The sequence below is a fragment of the Candidatus Methanoperedens sp. genome (assembly GCA_027460525.1).
GTDB lineage: Archaea > Halobacteriota > Methanosarcinia > Methanosarcinales > Methanoperedenaceae > Methanoperedens.
Genome location: JAPZAS010000024.1, coordinates 93,384 through 113,820, shown reverse-complemented (window position 1 = coordinate 113,820; position 20,437 = coordinate 93,384). Strand labels below are relative to the sequence as shown.

16 protein-coding genes and 1 pseudogene are annotated in these 20,437 nt (G+C 44.9%); 10 read left to right on the top strand and 7 right to left on the bottom strand.

Annotated features, from left to right (window positions below; genetic code table 11):
• Position 1 precedes the first annotated feature (1 nt).
• The 4 genes from O8C68_08990 (at position 2) to O8C68_08975 (ending at position 7,604) form a co-directional block, all read left to right on the top strand.
• Entirely contained in the window at positions 2-991 is a 990-nt protein-coding gene (locus tag O8C68_08990) for an isocitrate/isopropylmalate family dehydrogenase (GenBank protein ID MCZ7395936.1), read from the top strand.
• Positions 992-1,076: 85 nt separating this feature from the next.
• Positions 1,077-3,059, top strand: coding sequence for a right-handed parallel beta-helix repeat-containing protein (locus O8C68_08985; GenBank protein ID MCZ7395935.1), 1,983 nt, complete (start codon positions 1,077-1,079; stop codon positions 3,057-3,059).
• A gap of 8 nt (positions 3,060-3,067) precedes the next feature.
• Entirely contained in the window at positions 3,068-5,755 is a 2,688-nt protein-coding gene (locus O8C68_08980) for a right-handed parallel beta-helix repeat-containing protein (GenBank protein MCZ7395934.1), read from the top strand.
• A gap of 7 nt (positions 5,756-5,762) precedes the next feature.
• Positions 5,763-7,604, top strand: a complete 1,842-nt coding sequence (locus tag O8C68_08975) for a right-handed parallel beta-helix repeat-containing protein (protein ID MCZ7395933.1) — start codon at positions 5,763-5,765, stop codon at positions 7,602-7,604.
• Between the two features lie 131 nt (positions 7,605-7,735).
• Here the strand turns inward: O8C68_08975 and O8C68_08970 are convergent, their stop codons facing one another.
• Both O8C68_08970 and O8C68_08965 read right to left on the bottom strand, forming a co-directional pair.
• Positions 7,736-8,251 carry a hypothetical protein gene (locus O8C68_08970; protein MCZ7395932.1) on the bottom strand — a complete coding sequence of 172 codons (516 nt, stop codon included), beginning with the start codon at positions 8,249-8,251 and terminating at the stop codon, positions 7,736-7,738.
• A gap of 238 nt (positions 8,252-8,489) precedes the next feature.
• Positions 8,490-9,851: a cytochrome C gene (locus O8C68_08965; GenBank protein ID MCZ7395931.1), complete on the bottom strand. Its 1,362-nt coding sequence runs from the start codon at positions 9,849-9,851 to the stop codon at positions 8,490-8,492.
• Between the two features lie 781 nt (positions 9,852-10,632).
• Here O8C68_08965 and O8C68_08960 point away from each other — a divergent pair.
• A complete protein-coding gene (locus O8C68_08960; protein ID MCZ7395930.1) occupies positions 10,633-11,502 on the top strand; it encodes a hypothetical protein in 870 nt (289 codons plus the stop codon).
• A gap of 215 nt (positions 11,503-11,717) precedes the next feature.
• Here O8C68_08960 and O8C68_08955 read toward each other — a convergent pair whose 3' ends face one another.
• The 3 genes from O8C68_08955 to O8C68_08945 form a co-directional block, all read right to left on the bottom strand.
• Positions 11,718-12,692, bottom strand: coding sequence for an inorganic phosphate transporter (locus tag O8C68_08955; GenBank protein ID MCZ7395929.1), 975 nt, complete (start codon positions 12,690-12,692; stop codon positions 11,718-11,720).
• A gap of 76 nt (positions 12,693-12,768) precedes the next feature.
• Positions 12,769-13,494, bottom strand: a complete 726-nt coding sequence (locus O8C68_08950) for a tRNA 5'-guanylyltransferase (protein ID MCZ7395928.1) — start codon at positions 13,492-13,494, stop codon at positions 12,769-12,771.
• 27 nt (positions 13,495-13,521) lie between these two features.
• Positions 13,522-13,815, bottom strand: coding sequence for a PRC-barrel domain-containing protein (locus O8C68_08945; protein MCZ7395927.1), 294 nt, complete (start codon positions 13,813-13,815; stop codon positions 13,522-13,524).
• Between the two features lie 94 nt (positions 13,816-13,909).
• On the opposite strand from O8C68_08945, the pseudogene O8C68_08940 reads away from it, so the two are divergent.
• From O8C68_08940 to O8C68_08920, 5 genes and pseudogenes are all read left to right on the top strand, one after another.
• Positions 13,910-15,351, top strand: a pseudogene (locus O8C68_08940) (glutamate--tRNA ligase).
• Between the two features lie 62 nt (positions 15,352-15,413).
• Entirely contained in the window at positions 15,414-16,541 is a 1,128-nt protein-coding gene (locus O8C68_08935) for an isocitrate/isopropylmalate dehydrogenase family protein (protein MCZ7395926.1), read from the top strand.
• 397 nt (positions 16,542-16,938) lie between these two features.
• The gene (locus O8C68_08930; GenBank protein MCZ7395925.1) at positions 16,939-17,619 is read left to right on the top strand and encodes a fibrillarin-like rRNA/tRNA 2'-O-methyltransferase; all 681 of its coding nucleotides are present in this window, start codon (positions 16,939-16,941) and stop codon (positions 17,617-17,619) included.
• 129 nt (positions 17,620-17,748) lie between these two features.
• On the top strand, positions 17,749-18,402 hold the full coding sequence (locus O8C68_08925) for a RimK-like ATPgrasp N-terminal domain-containing protein (GenBank protein MCZ7395924.1): 654 nt from the start codon (positions 17,749-17,751) through the stop codon (positions 18,400-18,402).
• The gene (locus O8C68_08920) at positions 18,399-19,265 is read left to right on the top strand and encodes a RimK family alpha-L-glutamate ligase (GenBank protein MCZ7395923.1); all 867 of its coding nucleotides are present in this window, start codon (positions 18,399-18,401) and stop codon (positions 19,263-19,265) included. Before O8C68_08925 ends, O8C68_08920 begins: the two co-directional genes overlap by 4 nt.
• Here O8C68_08920 and O8C68_08915 read toward each other — a convergent pair.
• Together O8C68_08915 and O8C68_08910 are read right to left on the bottom strand one after the other, a co-directional pair.
• Positions 19,260-19,643 carry a GNAT family N-acetyltransferase gene (locus O8C68_08915; protein ID MCZ7395922.1) on the bottom strand — a complete coding sequence of 128 codons (384 nt, stop codon included), beginning with the start codon at positions 19,641-19,643 and terminating at the stop codon, positions 19,260-19,262. The genes O8C68_08920 and O8C68_08915 overlap by 6 nt on opposite strands.
• 379 nt (positions 19,644-20,022) lie before the next feature.
• Entirely contained in the window at positions 20,023-20,430 is a 408-nt protein-coding gene (locus tag O8C68_08910) for a DUF2111 domain-containing protein (protein MCZ7395921.1), read from the bottom strand.
• Positions 20,431-20,437 lie beyond the last annotated feature (7 nt).

Here is a 20,437-nt window from a genome sequence, read left to right as displayed (position 1 = left end):
AATGAAGCTCGCAATTGCTCCCGGTGATGGTATCGGTAAAGAAGTTATACCTGCGGCTCTCTCCGTACTGGATGCTTTTGGTCTAGATATAGAAAAAATTCCTCTGGACATCGGTTACGGCAGATGGGAAAGGACAGGAAGCGCGCTCAGCGATGATGATATGGACACCATAAAGGGATGCGATTGCGTACTGTTCGGGGCAATCACCACCCCGCCTGATCCCGGTTATAAAAGCGTGCTGATGCGCTTGCGCAAGGAACTTGACTTATATGCGAACATAAGACCCTTTGCACCTCTCACAAATGTCAAGGTACCATGCGGCGCAGAATTCGATTTTGTTATAGTAAGGGAGAATACCGAGGGCATGTATTCGGGCGTGGAGGAAATCCATGAGAACGTGGCGTACACTACGAGGGTTATCACACGCAAGGGCAGTGAAAGGATTGCAGAACGTGCCTGTTTGCTTGCGAAAGACAGGAAAAATGAGCTGACCATTGTCCATAAAGCAAACGTACTGAAATCGGATTCTTTTTTCCGGGATGTCTGCATAGGTGTTGTAAAGAAAAATGGCGTCTCTTATAATGAAATGCTTGTCGATGCCATGGCGTATGATTTGATTCTGCATCCCCAGAAATACGATGTAATACTGACCACGAATCTTTTCGGGGATATCCTGAGCGATGTGGCTGCAGCCATTGTGGGCGGGCTTGGTTTATGCCCGAGTGCTAACATAGGCGATAGATTCGCACTGTTCGAACCCATACACGGCAGTGCCCCGGATATAGCAGGGAAAGGCGTTGCCAACCCGATTGCTGCCATACTGAGCGTTAAGATGATGTTTGAATGGGCTGGATGGGAAAAGGAAGCAGGGTCGATCTGGAGAGCGGTGAACAGCGTTCTTCAGGAAGGGATTACGACGCCAGACATTGGAGGTACATATACAACACAGGACGTAGCGGATGCAATCGCAAGATGTGTTTCAAATGCATAGGAAGATTTTTAATAGCCCCGGGTATTAACTTAATGGAATTGCTCGAAAAAGGGGTGGGCATTCCATTGCAGGGTGTTGATAAAAAATGGCTGGGAATAAAACGTGCGGAGGGCGTGCCCTCAGGATTTCGGTGGGAATAACGGCGCTGGTGTTGCTGTTGGCGGGAGGGGCGAGCGCGCGGTTCATCAACGACAATGCAACAGGCGGGGACTGCACCTCTATTGGTACGTGGAATGCCGCATCGAAGATCTGCACGCTGACAACTGATTTAACCGCAACAATAGAGATAGATAGCGACGGCATAACCCTTAACGGCAATGGTCATACAATAGCGGGAAGCAACTATACAGGGAACGGGATTTATCTTTCAGGAAGAAACGGCGTCACGATAAAGAATACGAATGTCAGGAACTTTTCCTCCGGCATCTATCTGGCCTCTTCCAGCAACAACACGCTGAGCGGCAACAATGCCTCGAACAACATATACGGCATTTATCTAAATTCTTCCAGCAACACTATCCTAATTAATAACACTGCAAACTCGAACGGCATTGTAAGCTTCGCGACCGCGATGTGGTGGGGCGATGGCATTGATATAGAGTATTCCAGCAACAACACGCTTAGCGGCAACAGTGCCTCGAACAACGTATACGGCATTTATCTGGGTTCTTCCAGCAACAACACTTTGAGCGGCAACACTGCTAACTCGAACGAGAATTACGGCATCTATCTGGGTTCTTCCAGCAACAACACTCTGAGCGGCAACACTGCTAACTCGAACAGGTATGGCATCAGCTTCTACTTTAATAACAATACCCTGAGCGGCAGCACCGGCATCTATCTAAGTTCTTCCAGCAACAATATCCTAATTAATAACACTGCAAACTCAAACGGCGTTGTAGAGTCCTCGAGGTGGTGGGGCGATGGCATTGGTATAGAGTATTCCAGCAACAACACTCTGAGCGGCAACACTGCTAACGGGAACGTATACGGCATTGATCTGGCGTATTCCAGCAACAACATCCTAACCAATAACACTGCAAACCAGAACTTCCGCGCTGGCATCTATCTGGGTGGTTCCAACAATGCCATTTCAAACAACATCTTCAACAACTACAATAATGCTTATACCGACGCTCCAAACAAATGGAACACAACTAAAACATCAGGTACAAACATCGTCGGTGGCCCCTACCTCGGCGGCAATTTCTGGGCGAACCCAAGCGGCACAGGCTTTAGCCAGACCTGCACCGATGCGGATGGAGATGGGATATGCGATTTGCCATATACGCTCTATAGTAGCAATATTGATTACCTGCCGCTAGCACCTGCCCTGGACTTAGTCTTCGCCACAAGCCCAAATAGTAGAATTGCGCAGATAGGCGTGCCTATTACTTTATACCTGTCAATTATCAATGGCGGAACAGCAACTGCAACCAACGTGAGTATCTCACAAGCCTCCAATCTGCCTGCAATAATACACTACCAGCCATGGGATGGAAGCAAAACATTCACAGGTGTGCCTGACACGCCAGTGAATATAATTGGAGGAGAAACAGTTCACTTTGTATTAACTATCGATGTAACGGCATTGTTTCCAAGTTCGCCAATGACATTCAACGTTTCCAGCACCAACGGGGCAACTGCGCCTATAAACGGAGTTAACGCATTGACAATCTCAGGAACTGTCACACCTTATGCCGATGTCGTGATGGAATCCACATCACTGAACGTGAGTACACCAGTTAAGACACCTACAGCCTTTGCAGTGGCTACTACAAATGTGGGGGCAGTAAATGCAACCAATGTAAGCTTTAATGTGGTCGTACCGGATTCGATGACAGGATTGGCAATTCAGGTGAACCAAACCAATCCAACAACCGGAGCAATCATCGGTCCGGCAATTGAGTTGACCATCAACGCTGGCGATCAGCCGACTTTTGCCGTGTTCCTGACACCAACGCACCCGATAGCCTTCGATCCAGCAAACAACAGGATAATACTAGAACTCATGGATGGCAGCGGGAAGATAATCGGAGCGCAGTCAGTGGCGGTATCAACGACATAGGTGGAAAAATGGTATTGAATAGCATACACGGAGGGCGTGCTCTCGGGATTGCGGTGGGAATAACGGCGCTGGTCTTACTCCTGCCGGGTGGCGCTGGTGCTGCGACGCTGACAGTCAATGCCAGCGGTGGTGCAAATTATACGAGCATACAAAAGGCAATAAATGCGGCGAGTGCCGGGGATACCATTCTTGTTTACAGCGGAACGTATTATGAAACGGTGACTGTAAACAAACAATTGGAGTTGAAGGGGCAGGATAGCGGAGGCGGATTGCCTGTGATTAATACTGCAGGACTTGGGGATGCAATAACTGTAACTGCTAATGGAGTTATAATTGATGGATTTAATGCAAAAACAGGCAGCCATTTATATAATGGAATTAAATTAATATCGAACAATAATATAATCAAAAGCAACATTGCATCTAACAACCTGATCGGCTTCTGGCTGTATTCTTCCAGCAACAACACGCTGAGCAACAACACTGCTTCAAACAATAGCTATGGCATCTATCTGGACTTTTCCAGCAGCAACATGCTGAGCAACAACACTGCTTCGAGCAATAGCTATTATATCTATCTCTCTTATGGCATCTATCTTAACTCTTCCAGCAACAACACATTGATTGGAAACAATGTCTCAAACAACCCCTTCGGCATCGGTCTCTACAATTCCAATAATAACATGCTAAACGGCAACATTGCCTCGAACAACCTCCACCAATTCCATCCTGATGATGGTACTGGCATTACTCTTTCATCTTCCAGCAATAACACACTGATTGGAAACAATGCCTCGAACAACGGAAACCAAGGAGGCAACATCGATAATGATGGTACCGGTATCATTCTTTCATCTTCCAGCAATAACACACTGATTGGAAACAATGCCTCAAACAACGGAAACTACGGCATCAAGCTTGACTCTTCCAGCAATAGCAGCCTTTCAGGAAACAACATGAAGGGAAACCCATTGAATTTCAATATAGATGGATCAACAGATTCTCATTTCATTCAGAGCATTGATACTTCGAATACTGTGAATGGAAAACCTGTTTACTATATAATAGGGGCTTCTGGGGTAACATATGACCTGAGCACAAATGCAGGCTGGTTTGGCTGCATTAACTGTAATGACATCACTCTGAAAGACAGCACATTTATGAATAATTATCCAGGAGTTCTTTTCTGGAATACCAGCAACTCAAATATACAAAATGTGACCTTAAATAACAATAGGGATGGTTTATTGCTGGGATATTCTGAAAACAACAATGTTATAAACAACACTGCAAGCTCGAACTACTATGGAATCCATCTCAAATATTCCAGCAACAACACTTTAACCAATAACACTGCAAGTCCGAACAGCTATGGAATCTATCTTTCTACTTCCAGCAACAACACTTTAACCAATAACACTGCAAGTTCGAATGGTGATGGAATCTCTCTTTCCTCTTCCACTAACAACAGGCTGAGTGATAACGATGCCTCGAACAACGTCAACGGTATCGCTCTCTATGATTCCATTAATAACACGCTAAACGGAAACATTGCTAACTCAAACTTCCTCTGGCGATTCTTCTTTTATGTTGGTAGTGGCTTCTGGTTGTTAAATTCCAACAGCAACACATTTATTGGGAACAGTGCCTCGAACAACGGCCACGGTATCTTGCTGGACGATTCCAGCAACAACAACATCATTTATAACAACTTTTTCAACAATACCAACAATTTTGGTGTCGGCGGCGGCAGCAACAACTGGAACACGACCAAAACTCCAGGCATAAACATCATCGGTGGCTCCTACATAGGCGGCAACATCTGGGCTTATCCGAACGGTACAGGCTTCAGTCAGACATGCGCTGATAGCAATAGCGATGGGATTTGCGATTCAACATACACGCTTGACGCAAATAACATCGACTACCTGCCGCTTGCATACCCTTCAAATATCACACCTATGCCATTACTGGTAACTTCCATAACGCCAAACTGCAGGAATGCACAGGTAGGCACACCAGTGACGATATTCATGTCAGTGATTAACGGCGGATCGGCAACAGCTACTAACGTGAGCATAACACAGGCATCCAGCTTGCCTGTAAAAACACAAGTTCGGCAATGGAACGGCACTGCGTTCATAGAGGCACTAAATGCACCGGTGAACATATCAGCAGGCGGCACAGCCAACTTTGTGGTTGGCATCAATGCAACATCAGCGTTTAATAGTTCTTCACTGACATTCAACGTGTCCAGCACCAACGAGGCAACTGCTCCGATAAGTGGAGTAAATACGCTGACCCTCTCAGCAAGTACGGTGCCCTCTGCTGATATTATCATGATGTCAACCTCGCTGGATGTAAGTACAGCAGTTAATACACCTACTGTATTTGCAGTAGCAACTACGAATGTCGGCGGAGCCAATGCAACTGGTGTAAGCTTGGTCTTGAGCGTGCCGACTTCGATAAGCGGATTATCTTATCATGTAAATGAAACCTATCCAGCAAACGGAACGATCAAGGGTCCAGCAGCAGGTTTGACCATTAACGTGGGCGCTACTCCGACCTTTGCAGTGTTCGTAACGCCAATGCAGCCGATAGCCAACGACCCTGCAAACAACAGGATTACGCTTCAATTGAAAGATGGCAGCGGGAAGATAATCGGAGCACAATCGGTGGCGGTATCAACGACGTAGGTGGAAAATGGTATTGAATAGCATACACGGAGGGCGTGCCCCCAGGATTGCGGTTGGGATAACGGCGCTGGTATTATTGCTGGCGGGTGGAGCGGGGGCGGCAACGCCAATAGACGCATGCACTACGATTTCCTCGCAGGGTACTTATGTGCTCACCCAGGACATAGTAAACAGCACGACCAATACTTGCATTAATATCACTTCAAGTAACGTTATTTTTGACGGCGCTGGCTATACTATTGATGGAGTGGATGCTGCAGACACCGCCGGCGTCTTTGTTTATAACCTCACAAATGTAACTGTTAAAAATTTGATAGTAACTGAATGGGATACTGGCATATTTTACACTAACGCACTAAATGGAAGTATAATTAACAACACCACAAACTCGGACTACTATGGAATATACATCCGCAGTTCCAGCAACAACACCTTAACTAACAACACCATAAATTCGAATAGCAACTCTGGAATATACCTCCTCGCCTCCAGCAACAATACCTTAACTAACAACACCGCAAATTCGAATAACGGTGGAATAGACCTCTATCTTAGCAGCAACAACGTCCTAACTAGCAACACTGCAAACTCGAATAGCGGTGGAATCTCTATCGGCGGTTCCAGCAGCAATACCCTAACTAATAACACCGCAAACTCGAACGGCGTTGGAATCCGCATTGACTTAGCTTTCGCTATCGGCACTCCATTTACCAGTAATAACAACACCCTAATTAGCAACACCGCAAACTGGAACAGCAACTATGGAATATACCTCAGCGGTTCCACCAACAATAGTATTTATAACAACTTTTTTTACAATACCAATAACAGTTATATCAGCGCATACTTTTATGGCAACGCATTTCCAGATTCTCCTAACTACTGGAACGCCACCAAAATAATAGGCACCAACATCATAGGAGGGGCATACCTTGGCGGCAACGTCTGGGCAAACCCAGGCGGCACAGGCTTCAGCCAGACCTGCGCAGATAACAATGGCGATGGAATATGCGACTCTCCTTATGTCCTTGATGCGAACAATACTGACTACTTTCCGCTTGCATACAAAGCAGCTATCACACCCACTCCGGCACCGACTCCAACACCAACACCGACGCCATTACTGGTATCTTCCATAACCCCGAACAGCAGGAATGCACAGGTAGGCACGCCAGTGACGATATTCATGTCAGTGATCAACGGCGGAACAGGAACTGCGACTGGCGTGAGTATAACACAGGCATCCAGCTTGCCTGTAAACACACAATTTCGGCAATGGAACGGCACTGCGTTCATAGAGGCACTAAATGCACCGGTGAACATATCAGCAGGCGGCACAGCCAACTTTGTGGTTGGCATCAATGCAACATCAGCGTTTGATACCTCGCCATTGACGTTTAATGTGTCCAGCACCAATGGAGCAACTGCTCCGATAAGTGGAGTAAACACATTGACCATATCAGCAAGCACAGTGCCCTCTGCTGATATTATCATGATGTCAACCTCGCTGGATGTAAGTACAGCAGTTAATACACCTACTGTATTTGCAGTAGCAACTACGAATGTCGGCGGAGCCAATGCAACTGGTGTAAGCTTCAATGTGATCGTACCGTCTTCGATAAGTGGGCTGGTAGTTCAGGTAAACCAGACCAATCCAGCAACAGGAGCCATCATAGGTCCAGCTACTGGATTGACCATCAACTCGGGCGCTCAGCCCACCTTTGTAGTGTTCGTGACACCAACGCATCCCATATCGCTGGATCTTGTAAAGAACAGGATCACACTTCAATTAGTGGATGGCAGCGGCAAAGTACTCGGAGCCCAGTCGGTGGCAGTATCCACAACGTAATAATCATTAGATAGCCTTGAGGCTGTTAAAATACACAATCAGAAATGAAAATCTTATTATTAACTTCCATCATACGCTTTAATGGGAAGCGGTAATTTTTATGGCTAAAAAGTATCTCGACCGACAAGCAATTAATCAAATATTGTATTGATTTTATATTCAGTTGGCTGGTAACCTTCCGCAAATAGCCACAAACTTACATTGGTACTTTTGATTGGATATTTTCCTTTATTTACATAGTTATAACTACTTCCACTCTGGACTGTGAACGATTGTTCTTCAAGAATTTGCCCCTCACTCACGATTTGTGCTTTTAGTGAGATAGGACTGTTTGTTAAATCTGTTATTGTGGCTTGTACTACACTAAGCTCAGATGTGCCATTTAGCAAATTCGAAATCCTCATTCGTACATCCACAGAGAGATAGCCGTATAACGGTACGCTTGGGGTCGTCGCTATTGGTTGAGGTGTTGTTACCATTACAATTGGTGTGGCTGTTGTTGTTGGGGTGGCTGTTTCCGTATATGTGGCTGTTGGTGTTATTGTTGGTGTGGATGTCGGTGTACCTACCTGTTTCCCTACACATCCCGAAAATAAAATTGCCAGCCCGATGACCGTTATGAGAATGATAGATTTAAATTGTACCATTCTAACCTCCATCGGTTTCAACCACCTATTCGAAGATATAGGTATCGGTTTTTTTCTGGGTTTGTAGAGTCCTGAAAGTTTTGACTTTATATGAGGTGCAATTGGGTTAGGTTGTATCCTAAATTGAAGTTTCTATTTTTGTCTAAACAGAAGCTTAAAAATAAAAAAGTTAAAAAAGTGTATGCGGAAAAACCGCTCACACTCTTTCTTGATTTAATTCTTCTCGAGATATCGTCGGTTATGTGTCCTCATCACTTCCGTGTTTGGTTCTGTCCGTGAGCGTCTTCATGAAGGCAACAATGGCCGCCTCATCTTTAGAGGTTAGTCCAAGATTTCCAAGCTCGTGTTTATTGACAGTAGCGGGTACTTCAGGTGCAGGCCATGGTACTCCTTTCCAGCCAGCCCCCGGTACATCTCTTGCATTATAGAAATGTACAATTTCTTCAAGAGACTTGAAGTAGCCATTGTGCGAGTAAGCCTTCACGAAAGCCGGATAGGGTCTTTTGTCCACATTGCGCAGGGTGGGAACTTTCTGCCTGCCCAACTCAGGTCCAAACATTGTCGGGTCGTAAGTCTTGAGGAATCCTCCCAATCCGTAGTCTATGAAGTTCTTGCCATCAGGATTATATTTACTTGGCATGTTATAGAATGGGTTCTGCGGGTTCTTTGGCACTCCCAGGTTATCGTGTGTGAAGTCTGTGAATAACGGTGGTGGATGACATGCAACGCAATTACCTCCTTCGCCTGGCTCTTTAATGCCATTATTACTGGTTGGCGCCATAAAAAGTTGAAGCCCCTTCCATTCCTTATGTGTAAATTTATTTTCTGGATCTAAAGTTTTTTTATCACCAGTTCCTATTAAGCAGGCATCTTTTTTACTCATTCCCAGCTTATCAACGCATGTTTTCAGGTATTCATCGTATGTGGAACCAAACTGGCTCACTTCGATTGATCTCTCGTATGCTGCGATGGATCTGGCAATTCTCTCGTATGTCCCGCTCACATTGTTTACGCAATTCAGAGAACCCTTTCCCCAAACCTTTTCAAAGAGTCCGGCGTATTCAGATTCGCTTACCTTGATGCAAACATCCGTGGCGTTCGCATTGTTCTGTTCCAGAGGGTTTAGGAAAGGTCCCTGCGCCTGTTCAGCGAGAGGATCCCCCAGAATCTTACCAGTTGCCCTGCTATCCCAGAACATGCCACCAACCCACGTTTGATTATTAATGTCAAAGTACAAAACAGGGCTGTCGCCGCCATATGCGGCAGAAGGTGGCTTACGGTTTCCGAAGAGATTATGTACAGCACCAGGATATACCGCTCCGTGGGCATTAATCTTTTCATCTGGACCGGTCCATCCTACCTCAGACGAATGACAGAAGGCACACGATTGACCAGGTGGCGTTGAAAGGTCTTTATCAAAAAACAATTGTTTTCCAAGTACTTCTTTTGGCGTGAGCTTTGATCCTACACTCCCCATATTTATAGTGCCAATAGGATCGTTTTGTGTCTGGATTGCAGCTTTAGATGGAATAACTAATCCAACTATTCCTATTCCTAATATCAATATTAGAAATATAGGTATTTTATTTATTTTATTCATATTTTACCTCCTTTTTCTGAATATTTACTTCGCAAGGCTCACCTATGGCTGCCTTGTATCACTGCGCCCTCCCTAGCGCTCAATTGATGCACTCACCACGCTACCTTTTCAGGCAAATCCTGATGCATCTCGGATTTTTTAAATGTGGTTTAACGAGTCCATTTAACTTCCTCATTTAAAGATGAAGATTCTTTGTATTTAATTTTTTCCTAAGCTTTTCTCCAATGTATAGTCCTGAAAGTTTTGACTTTATAAGGCTTCCTCCATCAGGAGACAGCGGGACAATTGCAATTATTGATGCCGTTGATGATCCGAACGTTGAAAGTGACTTAGGTGTGTTCAACAGTACATTCGGTCTGCCCAGTACCGCACTTCCCTCTTCATGCAGGGGCAGCTCCGCATGGCGGGATTTAAGCCTGCGGACAAGTGCCGTTACATATTTTTTTTGTCCTTGTTGTTATTCTTTCTCTCCTATGTTTCGAGGCACACGTGACCACTTCTCGGACTTTGTCCGAGGCTTCAATTCCTCGATGTATTTGTTCGTATCATCTCTAACGGATTTGGCGTGGATATCCTCGAGGTACATTTTTCAATGCTTCAAGCTGTGTCTCTATTCCCACCGCCAGAAGCACGGATAGGGAATGATATATCAGCCAGACAATTCCAACTAATTTGAATTGTCGTCATGGAAAGATTTAATCACCTCCGTGATATTCTTCTAACGGTTTAACGGGAATTGTCCAGAAACGGTGGGGGCATTCCATAGTTGTGGTGATACTGAATGTTCGGGAATAAAACGTGCAGAGGGCGTGCCCTCGGGATTGCTTTTGCAATAACGGCGTTGATGCTGATGGGTGGGGTAGTCGCTCTATGCGTCGCGGAAACCGCCATACCAACTCCAACTTACCCAACGCCTCCTGAGATACTAGTTTTTTCAATAACGCCGACCTACAGGAATGCAGTGGTAGGTACACCGGTGACGATATTCATGTCAGTGATGAACACCGCGCCGTTTACAACAACCAATGTGAGTATAGCACAGGCATCCAGCCTGCCCGTAACGGTAAGCTATACTCCATGGAATGGGACAGCGTTCACAGGTTCGCCAAACACACCAGTAGACATACCTGCAGGCGGTACGGCTAACTTTGTACTTACCATCAATGCAACATCAGCGTATAGTACTTCATCGCTGACATTCAACGTGTCAGGCACAAATATAGCATCAGCTTCGTTTGGTGATGACACGCTGACCATGGCAGCAACAACACCAAGTGCAGCCTTGGCGGATGTCATTATGATATCCACAACCCTTAATGTAAATACGGCGGTTAACACACCAACAGCCTTCGCAGTAGCTACATCGAATGTTGGCGCCAACGCAACCGGTGTAAGCCTTAATGTGAGCGTACCGGATCACATAACAGGACTGGCAGTTCAGGTGAACCTGACCAATCCAGCAACCGGAGCCATCATCGGTCAAGCAACAGGTTTGACCATTAACCATGGCGACCAGCCAACCTTTGCAGTGTTCCTAACACCAACCGTGGCAATCGCCAACGACCCTGCAAATAACAGGATTACGCTTCAATTGAAAGATGGCAGCGGGAAGGTACTCGGAGCACAGTCGGTGGCAGTATCCACAACATAAACATAGAATACGGCGAGAAGAGTGATGAAGATAAGGGCGGATTTTTGAGAGATTCCGCAGGATGGGAGGGGCGCCAAAGATTCGGGTCTGGGTCTTGCAATTGCCAAAAAAATTGTGGGACTGTATAATGGCAGGATATGGATTGAAGATAAATCCGGAAGGCGAACAATTTTCGTTGTCGATATCCCAAAATCAGAGCATCGAATGAGCCCGATCTAGAAAATATTTATTAAAACAAATGCCACTGTTCCTGCAAGCAGAGGCGAGACGACCCACGCTATCGCTATTTTCTTCACGGTATTGCTTCTCACGATATGCATTCCGCTGTTGGCGCATCCTATACCGATGATCCCGGAAGCCACAATCTCGCCAAGCGATACCGGAATCCCAAGAATCGAAGCTATATGCACAATTATGGCGGCAGTGAACTCCACGAACACCGCCCGGATTACACAGAGTTCACATATCTCATTTCCTACGGTATCAAGAATCCTCCCGCCCATAAGAAGAGCGCCGATGCTGATCGCAACACCTGCAAAAACAGCGCCGTAGGATGATGGAAATACGCCTGCTCCCACAAACGGTCCCACTATGATGCCTGCATGGTTGGCTCCGGCAGAAAATGCCACATAACAACCCGATAAAGTCAGAAGTACATTCAAGGATTTCCGTATCGAGGCTTCAGAGTCGTGGTGGTCGGCAAGCCAGATGAGAACTCGTGTGTAGATGTATTTCCCCATAAGATATGCAAGCAGCCATGCAATAACAGGGGTAACCACCCACCAGATTACAATCTCGCCAAGAAGCAGCGTATTTAATTTGGATGCACCGTAGAAAAATCCGATTCCCACCACAGACCCGACCGCAACCTGGCTGGTGGATATCGGTACGCGCAGAATATTTGCCAGAAAAATAGTAACAGCAGATGCTCCGACAGCGATAATGGCTCCTTTGATCAATATTGTCCCGGAGGGGAGGATTCCGCTTCCAAGCGTTTTTATCACTTCGCCGCCGCTGACCACGGCACCGATGACAGCGAAAACGCCGATTAACAGAACTGCCTGGTACTTGGTACGCACTTTAGCACCATAAGCCGCACCCATTGCAGCAGCCGCATTATTGCCGCCGATGTTCAGTCCCATAAAGAGAGCCACTGCAAGCGCCGCGATTAGTGTTAATGTGATAATCATATCAATATCCCGAATTTGACTGACTAAGTATTATAGATAATATAACGTAATGATACAGGCAAAAATTGACACAAAATCATGAAATGAGCCTTGTTACAAGCTTCCGCCCTTCCTCAGTTTTAAATATCGGCGTGTCCCATAGCTGTACTATTTTTTTCCTCTGCGTTTCGACTTCGATTTTTTTAAGGGGGTCGTATCCTGTTTTTTCATGCGATTCCCTGTAGATCAATATACCGCATCTCTGCCATGCTGGGGTTTCTGCAAGGTTGATGCCGTGCTGGAATACAAGCTCGTGGATTGCGCTGGCTCTCATGTTCTTCAGGCGCTGTGCGGCTTCGTTTTCGGTCAGTCCAGTCCCCAAGAGGGTATAATATCCATAGGAGCTGACATGGTTCCTCCAGGTTTCAGCCTGCCTCCATAATAGATATCTATAGATGTCCTCTTTTCCCAGAAGCACTATCCTTGAGTCAAAGGATACTGGTTTTTTCAGGTTTAGCTGGATTGTAAGTGCCGAAGAAAAAAAACTCGGTACGATGGAGTTGATTTTCTCAATTCGATTGTTATAAGGGATTTCGTAGAAAAAGAGGTTAATCTCATCTGAAAATGTGAAGGCAAACAAAGGGTTTAAACCGCTTTCCTTAAAGAACAACTCCACAGAATCCGCCATAGCATGCGCAAATCTTTCATCATAAGGTTTTTTTAGCTCTAATAACTTCAGCGCACGCCGAAAGCTGCGCCCGTCTATCCTGACAGCAAAAGGAGGGAATATCTTGAGGTCTGAATAGATCTCTCTCTCCTTCATCTCCTTATCTGAAAAATCACTCACAATCTACTGTTCATCCTCATCGGATATATTATAATCCTCCGGGATTTCTTCAGGTTTCTTGAAAGTGTCTTTGACATGCCTGATAAGAACAATATCCGCTACTGCTGTGACCAATCTGTAAGGAATTATCGTTCCCTTGCCAGATGTATCAAACATGTCGGGATTTAATTTTTTAACCGCAAGACCATGTACTTTTTTCTCGTTCACTTCGAGCATCACGTCATCTACTTTTCCGATATAAACTCCTCTGTCGGTGTAAATGTTTAAACCAAATAATGTTGAAACCTCAGCCTGCATGGTATCACCTTACCTGAATATGAATGATGTTAATATATACTTTATTGATTGGTTTTGCGAAGTTTAATATCATCAAATGATGATTTAGGCTCCAATGCAAACCGAAGAGATAAAGCTCCTTATCAAGAAATATGCCCTGCAAAACGCGGTTAAATATAACAAAATGCCTCAGGCAGGCGCAGTGATGGGCAAGGTCATGGCAAATCCTGAGCTTCGCTCACAGGCTAAAGAAATAACAACGCTTATGGAAGAAGCGCTTGGCGAAATAAACCAGATGTCTCCCGGTTCATGGGAAGAAGAATTGAAGAAACTTGCACCTGAACTCATTGCAGAACTGAAAGAAAAAAAGGAGCCTGAGAAAGGATTGCCCCCGCTTGAAATAAACGGTGCTCTTGTGATGAGGTTTGCGCCAAATCCCAACGGTCCTCCCACGATTGGAAGCGCCCGTGGAATCGTGGTGAACTCGGAGTACACCAAAAGATATCACGGCAAGCTGATTATCCGCTTCGATGACACAGACCCGGCAACGAAGCGCCCCATGCTCGAGGCATATACGTGGTACCTTGAGGACTGCGAATGGTTGGGGGCGAAGCCCGATGAAGTAATAATAGCATCCGACAGAATCCCCAGATATTACGAGGTTGCAGAAGAGCTTATCCAGAAGGACGGCGCCTACGTCTGCTTCTGCGAGCAGGAGGTTTTCAAGGCGCTAAAGGATGTAAAGAGAGCATGCCCTCACAGGGAGCAGGGAGTTGAAAAAAACCTTGAATATTGGCACAGGATGATTTCAGGCGAGTATAAGGAACAGGAGGCTGTGCTGCGCATCAAGACAGACATACAGCACAAGGACCCAGCAATCAGGGACTGGGTAGCCTTTCGGGTCATCAGGACGCCACATCCCCGCGTAGGGGACAGGTATATCGTCTGGCCATTACTTGATTTTGAGAGTGAGGCATTATGCCAGAAGCTCTGCGAAAATTCATGTTAGACCTTGGTCTTGGTGAAACTGACATCAGCCTTAGTCTGGATACATTGTATGCGGAGAATCGCAAGCTCATCGACCCCGTTGCTAACAGGTATTTTTTTGTGTGGAATCCTGTGGAAATGGAAATCGAAGGCGGCGAACCCAGAACTGCAAAGGCTCCGCTTCATCCGGCAAAAAAGGAAATGCGGGAGATACCTGTGGGCACGAAGGTATTGGTTTGCAGGGACGATGTGGATACCCTCAGGGTGGGGGAGAGATTACGTTTAAAGGATCTTTACAATATCGAGATAAAAAGTATCTCGCCGCTAAAAGCAAAGTTCATAGGCACGGATATGGAACTTGTCAAGAAGGAAAAGGCGCGCATTATCCACTGGGTTCCGCCTGATGGGCAAAAGGTGAGGGTGCTTTCGCCTCAGGGTGAATATACTGGCATAGGAGAGAGCGGGATTGAGAAGGAACTGGATAAGGTTGTGCAGTTTGAGAGGTTCGGGTTCGTGAGGATTGACAGTGTTGGCGAAGATGAGGTTGTGGCGTATTTTACGCACAAGTGAAGGGATTTCGTTAATTTAATAACCTCAAAGGGAATTCTGGGGCTGTTACAGCGAGGAAAATAATGACGCAATACACGATACCGGTTATCCCGGGCGATGGAATCGGTCCTGAGATAATCAGGGAAGGACGAAAGGCGCTCGACGCCGCAGGAGAAAGATTCGGTTTTGATATCGAATGGCTTGAATACCCGCATGGCGCAGACCATTATCTCAAAACCGGGGAATTGATATCAGAAGATACGCTAAAAGAGCTTTCCGGATACAGGGCGATTTATTTCGGAGCTATAGGCGATGAAAGGATTAAACCAGGGATACTTGAAAAGGGCATTCTCCTGGCTATCCGGTTTTATTTCGATGAATATGTCAACCTTCGACCGGTAAAATTGCTTGAAGGAGTCTGGACTCCTCTCAAGGATAAAACAGCTCAGGACATAGATTTTGTGGTTGTGCGGGAGAATACCGAGGACTTCTATATAGGCATAGGAGGTCGGGCGAAAAAGGGCAAGAGCAAAAATACGCTTGAAGTGGTACGGAATCTGTATAACGTAAAATTCGGACTCGACATCGAAACAGACAGCGATGAAATCGGCTACCAGCTCGGTCTTATAAGCAAAGAGGGCACACGCAGGGTTATCCGCTATGCCTTCGAGCTTGCAGAGGAAAGGAAAAAACATCTCTCATCTGTTGATAAGGCAAATGTGTTGTCTGATATCTATGGGTTCTGGCGGGAGGAGTTCAGTTCAATTGCTTCTGAGTACCCGCAAATTAAAACGGATTTTAATTTTGTGGATGCCATAACAATGTGGTTTGTCAAGAATCCCGAATGGTTTGACGTGGTGGTTACGCCGAATATGTTCGGCGACATCATTACAGACCTCGGGGCGATGATCCAGGGAGGGCTTGGTCTTGCTCCTGGGGGAAACATAAACCCGCAAGGAACGAGCATGTTTGAACCCATACACGGAAGCGCGCCCAAGTACAAGGGTCAGAACAAGGTGAACCCTGTTGCAACGATATGGGCCGGGGCGCTTTTGCTTTCCCAGATAGGCGAAAAAGAGGCTGCGGATGCAATCGTCAAAGCTATTGAGCAGAATATCGTCAATGGAGAAGTGAAAACCTACGACATGGGCGGCGGAAATACCACCTCCGAGGTCGGGGATGACATTGCACGATTAATCAAAATGAGTTAATCTCACCGCAGAGGCGCAGAGGTCGCAAAGATTGTTGATGCTTCACTTTGTGTTCTTTGCGTCTGGTATGAAAAAATCAACAACTAACTCGTACGAACTGAAAACTTTAGGAAAGTTTTATCAAAAACCTTTGAAAAAGGTTTATCAAGGAACTTTGGAAAAGTTCCATCAAACGCGGGGTATGCTTTGCATACCCTATATCTCATAAAGCGAGGTGTCGCTTTACGAACTCACGCCCTCGGAGTTCGTACGAGTTCGTATTAGTTCGCTGTTAATGTTCATTTTGTTGTTTTTCATTGTTATCCATGAACTTCGTTCATAGCGACTTTCCGGTGTTTAAAATAACTTGATTCAAGGACAAAAACTCTAAAAGGTTGCTGGCAATAAAGTCAATAGAATGGAAGATATCAAGATAATCGAAACAGGGTTGGACAATGCCTTTATTTTAATCGAAGAAGGTTCAAAATGGCTTGTCACAAAAAACCTCACCCCGGGAATACAGGTTTACGGTGAAAAGCTCACATGTGTGGCGAATGTTGAGTATCGCCTCTGGGACCCGTATCGCAGCAAGCTTGCCGCCATGATAATGAAATGTTCTTCAGTATCGTTAAAAAAGGATTATAGCGTTCTTTATCTCGGCGCTGCCAATGGAACCACTGCAAGCCATGTTTCTGATATTGTTTCTCTCGGCGAGGTTTTTGCAGTGGAATTCTCTCCCCGCGCTATGCACGACCTTATCCGCGTCAGCATCCCACGATTGAACCTCATCCCCATACTTGCGGATGCATTGCATCCTAACTCATACAAGAACATGGTAGGAGAGGTGGATTTCCTGTATCAGGATATAGCCCAGCGTGAACAGGCAAGGATAGCCATAAGGAATGCAGAGCTGTTCCTCAAAAAGGATGGTATTTTAGTATTGATAATAAAACCCAGAAGTATAGACTCCACAAAAAAAACAAGCGAAGTAATAAACAGCGAGGTAAGTAAGTTAGAGAATACTTTCAAAGTCAAGGAGTTAATAAATTTAGAACCCTTCCATTCTGACCACGCAGCAGTTATAGCGCAAAAAATTTGATATTGTAGCCCTCCGCTAGAGCTTATTGGCTTCCCTGAACGCTGAAATGGTTCACAGGAAACCTACCTTTGCACTCGTTACTTATTTATACTCAGCTTATAATGAATAAGCAACGGACTGATATCTAAAATGATTATAGTCAGTGAAGACGAAGACGATAGCGACTCTAATCCGTTCCTTTTTTTAAGGCAACCAGTGCATGACAGCGTACTTAATATCAATCACGACTACAGGTATTTAAGGATGGGATATTATGTATCTGCGCATGCTGAAACCTTTGGAGTAGAAGTCACACCAAGTTGTACAGAAATAATGGATGCATACAGGAACCCGCTTTTAATGGAGAAGGCAAAAAGAAACGGCATGCTTACCGGGGATTACAGGCTGGTGACATCACCGCAAGGAGGTCTGCGCGCGCCGGTCATGTTATTTGCGGTAAATCCTTTCACCAACAACTCAATGAAAGTGGTTGATTCAAGTGAAAAACTTCCGGGAATGATAAAGAAAATGAGCTACGATGCTCGGTTTCCAGTCTCATTGCATCCTCTCACTGGTGAAGTGCTGGAAATAACACAGATGTTCGGGGAATCCACAAACGAAGAGACATCAGAGTTCACAAAGGGATTCTTTGAAATATTTAACATCCCGATATGTAAATTGGTGGTTCAGATGGATGATTATGGTATTATCCTGAATCATTGTGAACCTGCGGTGAAAAAAGAAGTGGACTGGGATATTGTTCATGATAAAATGCATCAGATAAAACAAAGCATGCAGTTATGAAAATAGCCTGTTTTGTCGAAGCCTATAATTTTAAGGATAAATCCGAGATTAGTGCTCTTTCAAAATTTAAATCAACTGCGGAATTGATGGGGCATACATTTGAATTTATCTTTAAAGATGATATTTCAAAAATCCCGAATTACGATGCCCTGTTCATAAGAGCTATAACAGACCCCAGCAATTCTGCCTACATAGTTTCAAGACTTGCAGAACAATACGGACTTAAGGTGATTGACGACCCCCATTCCATTAGGACATGCTCAAACAAGGCAATCCTTCATGATATGTTCCTGAAAAATAATATGCCTGCTCCAAAGTCCTTCCTATTTACAGGTGATTATTCAGATGAAACTTTTGATGATATAAAGAAGACCCTGGGATTACCTGTGGTAATTAAAACACCCTATACGCGCTTCTCATCCCATGTTGAGAAGGCAGACAATAAAGAAGAGTTTATCAAGATTTCTAAGCGTCTGCTGCGGAAAACCAGGGTTCTTGTGCTCCAGGAATACATCCGCTCCAGTTTCGACTGGCGTGTGGGAATTCTCCGGAACGAAGTACTTTATTCATGCAAGTATTGCATCCCGAAAGGAGGATGGAAAGTAAAATCAAAGATAAATGGGAAAAACGTATGGGGAGATACTATTGCAATATCCAGGGATTCGATTTCTCCTGAATTAAAAGAGATTTGCATAAAACTATCCAAATGCGTTGGCGACGGGCTGTATGGTCTGGATGTAAAAGAAACCGAGGGTGGGTATAAAGTTATCGAGATAAACGATAACCCCAGCATTTACGAGGGCTATGAGGATGCGGTGGATAAGGACATTTACGAGAAAATAATCAATGCATTGGTGTCATAATTTTCTGACAAGATGGAACGCATCATCGCCGCTTTTATAATAATTATAGAGAATTTTATCCATGATAAAGCCTTTCGACCTGTACAGGTTCTGAGCTGCGTTGTTATTAATCCCCACCTCAAGGGTTATCTTCTTAAACCCCTTTTCTTCTAAAATTTTCAGGGCTGTATCCATAAGCAAGCTTCCAACACCAGCGCGCCTGTACGCAGGATGCACGTTCAATGAATATATCCTGGCATTGGCGATATGATTTCTCAATAAAATAATGACTGACCCGATGAGCTTGCCTTCCATCAAAGCAACAAGAACAGTGGACTTGGCTTTAAAGAAAAGATATCTTAACTGCTTTTTGTTGAATGTTTCCTCTTTAAAACATATCTCCTCAAGACTCCAAATCTCGTCAAAATCCTCCTTCTTTGCAAGGCAGATCTGCGGTTCCCCTCTTTTTGATAAAACTTTCTTAAAGTTCAGTCCCCCTCGTTTTGATAAAACTCTCTTAAAGTTCAGTCCTTCTTGTTTTGATAAAACTTTCTTAAAGTTCAGTCCTTCTTGTTTTGATAAAACTTTCTTAAAGTTCAGTCCTTCTTGTTTTGATAAAACTTTCTTAAAGTTCAGTTCTTCTTGTTTTGATAAAACTTTCTTAAAGTTCAGTTCTTCTTGTTTTGATAAAACTTTCTTAAAGTTCAGTCCTTCTTGTTTTGATAAAACTTTCTTAAAGTTCGTCCCCTTCGTTTTGATAAAACTTTCTTAAAGTTTTTCAAGGAGCCGTCACGCGCGCCTTTACGCACTCATGCACCTGCTTTACCACGTCTGGAAAATCGCCAAAGACAAGCCCCAGATCCACGGTGCCTACCACATCAACAACGCCTATGGCAGCGATGCCGTATCCTTCCCCGTTCCTAATAGGCACCACAATCACAGGAATACCGGTATACTTACCGCTTGTGGGTATGAGACGTATGGTCTTATTCTCCTTTAAAACCTGCTCTAGAACAGGACCGGTGTAATTATTATCAAGGATTTTCCCTTTTTCTATCCTGACGCCTTTTTTATTCAGGCTCCTCATGGTCACGGGAAGCCCCAGGAGTTCATGCACTGCCATGGCGAACGGGGCAATTTCTTCTGCGCCCGAATCTGCCGAAATCTGTATTTTGGTGTAAGCCATAATTTCC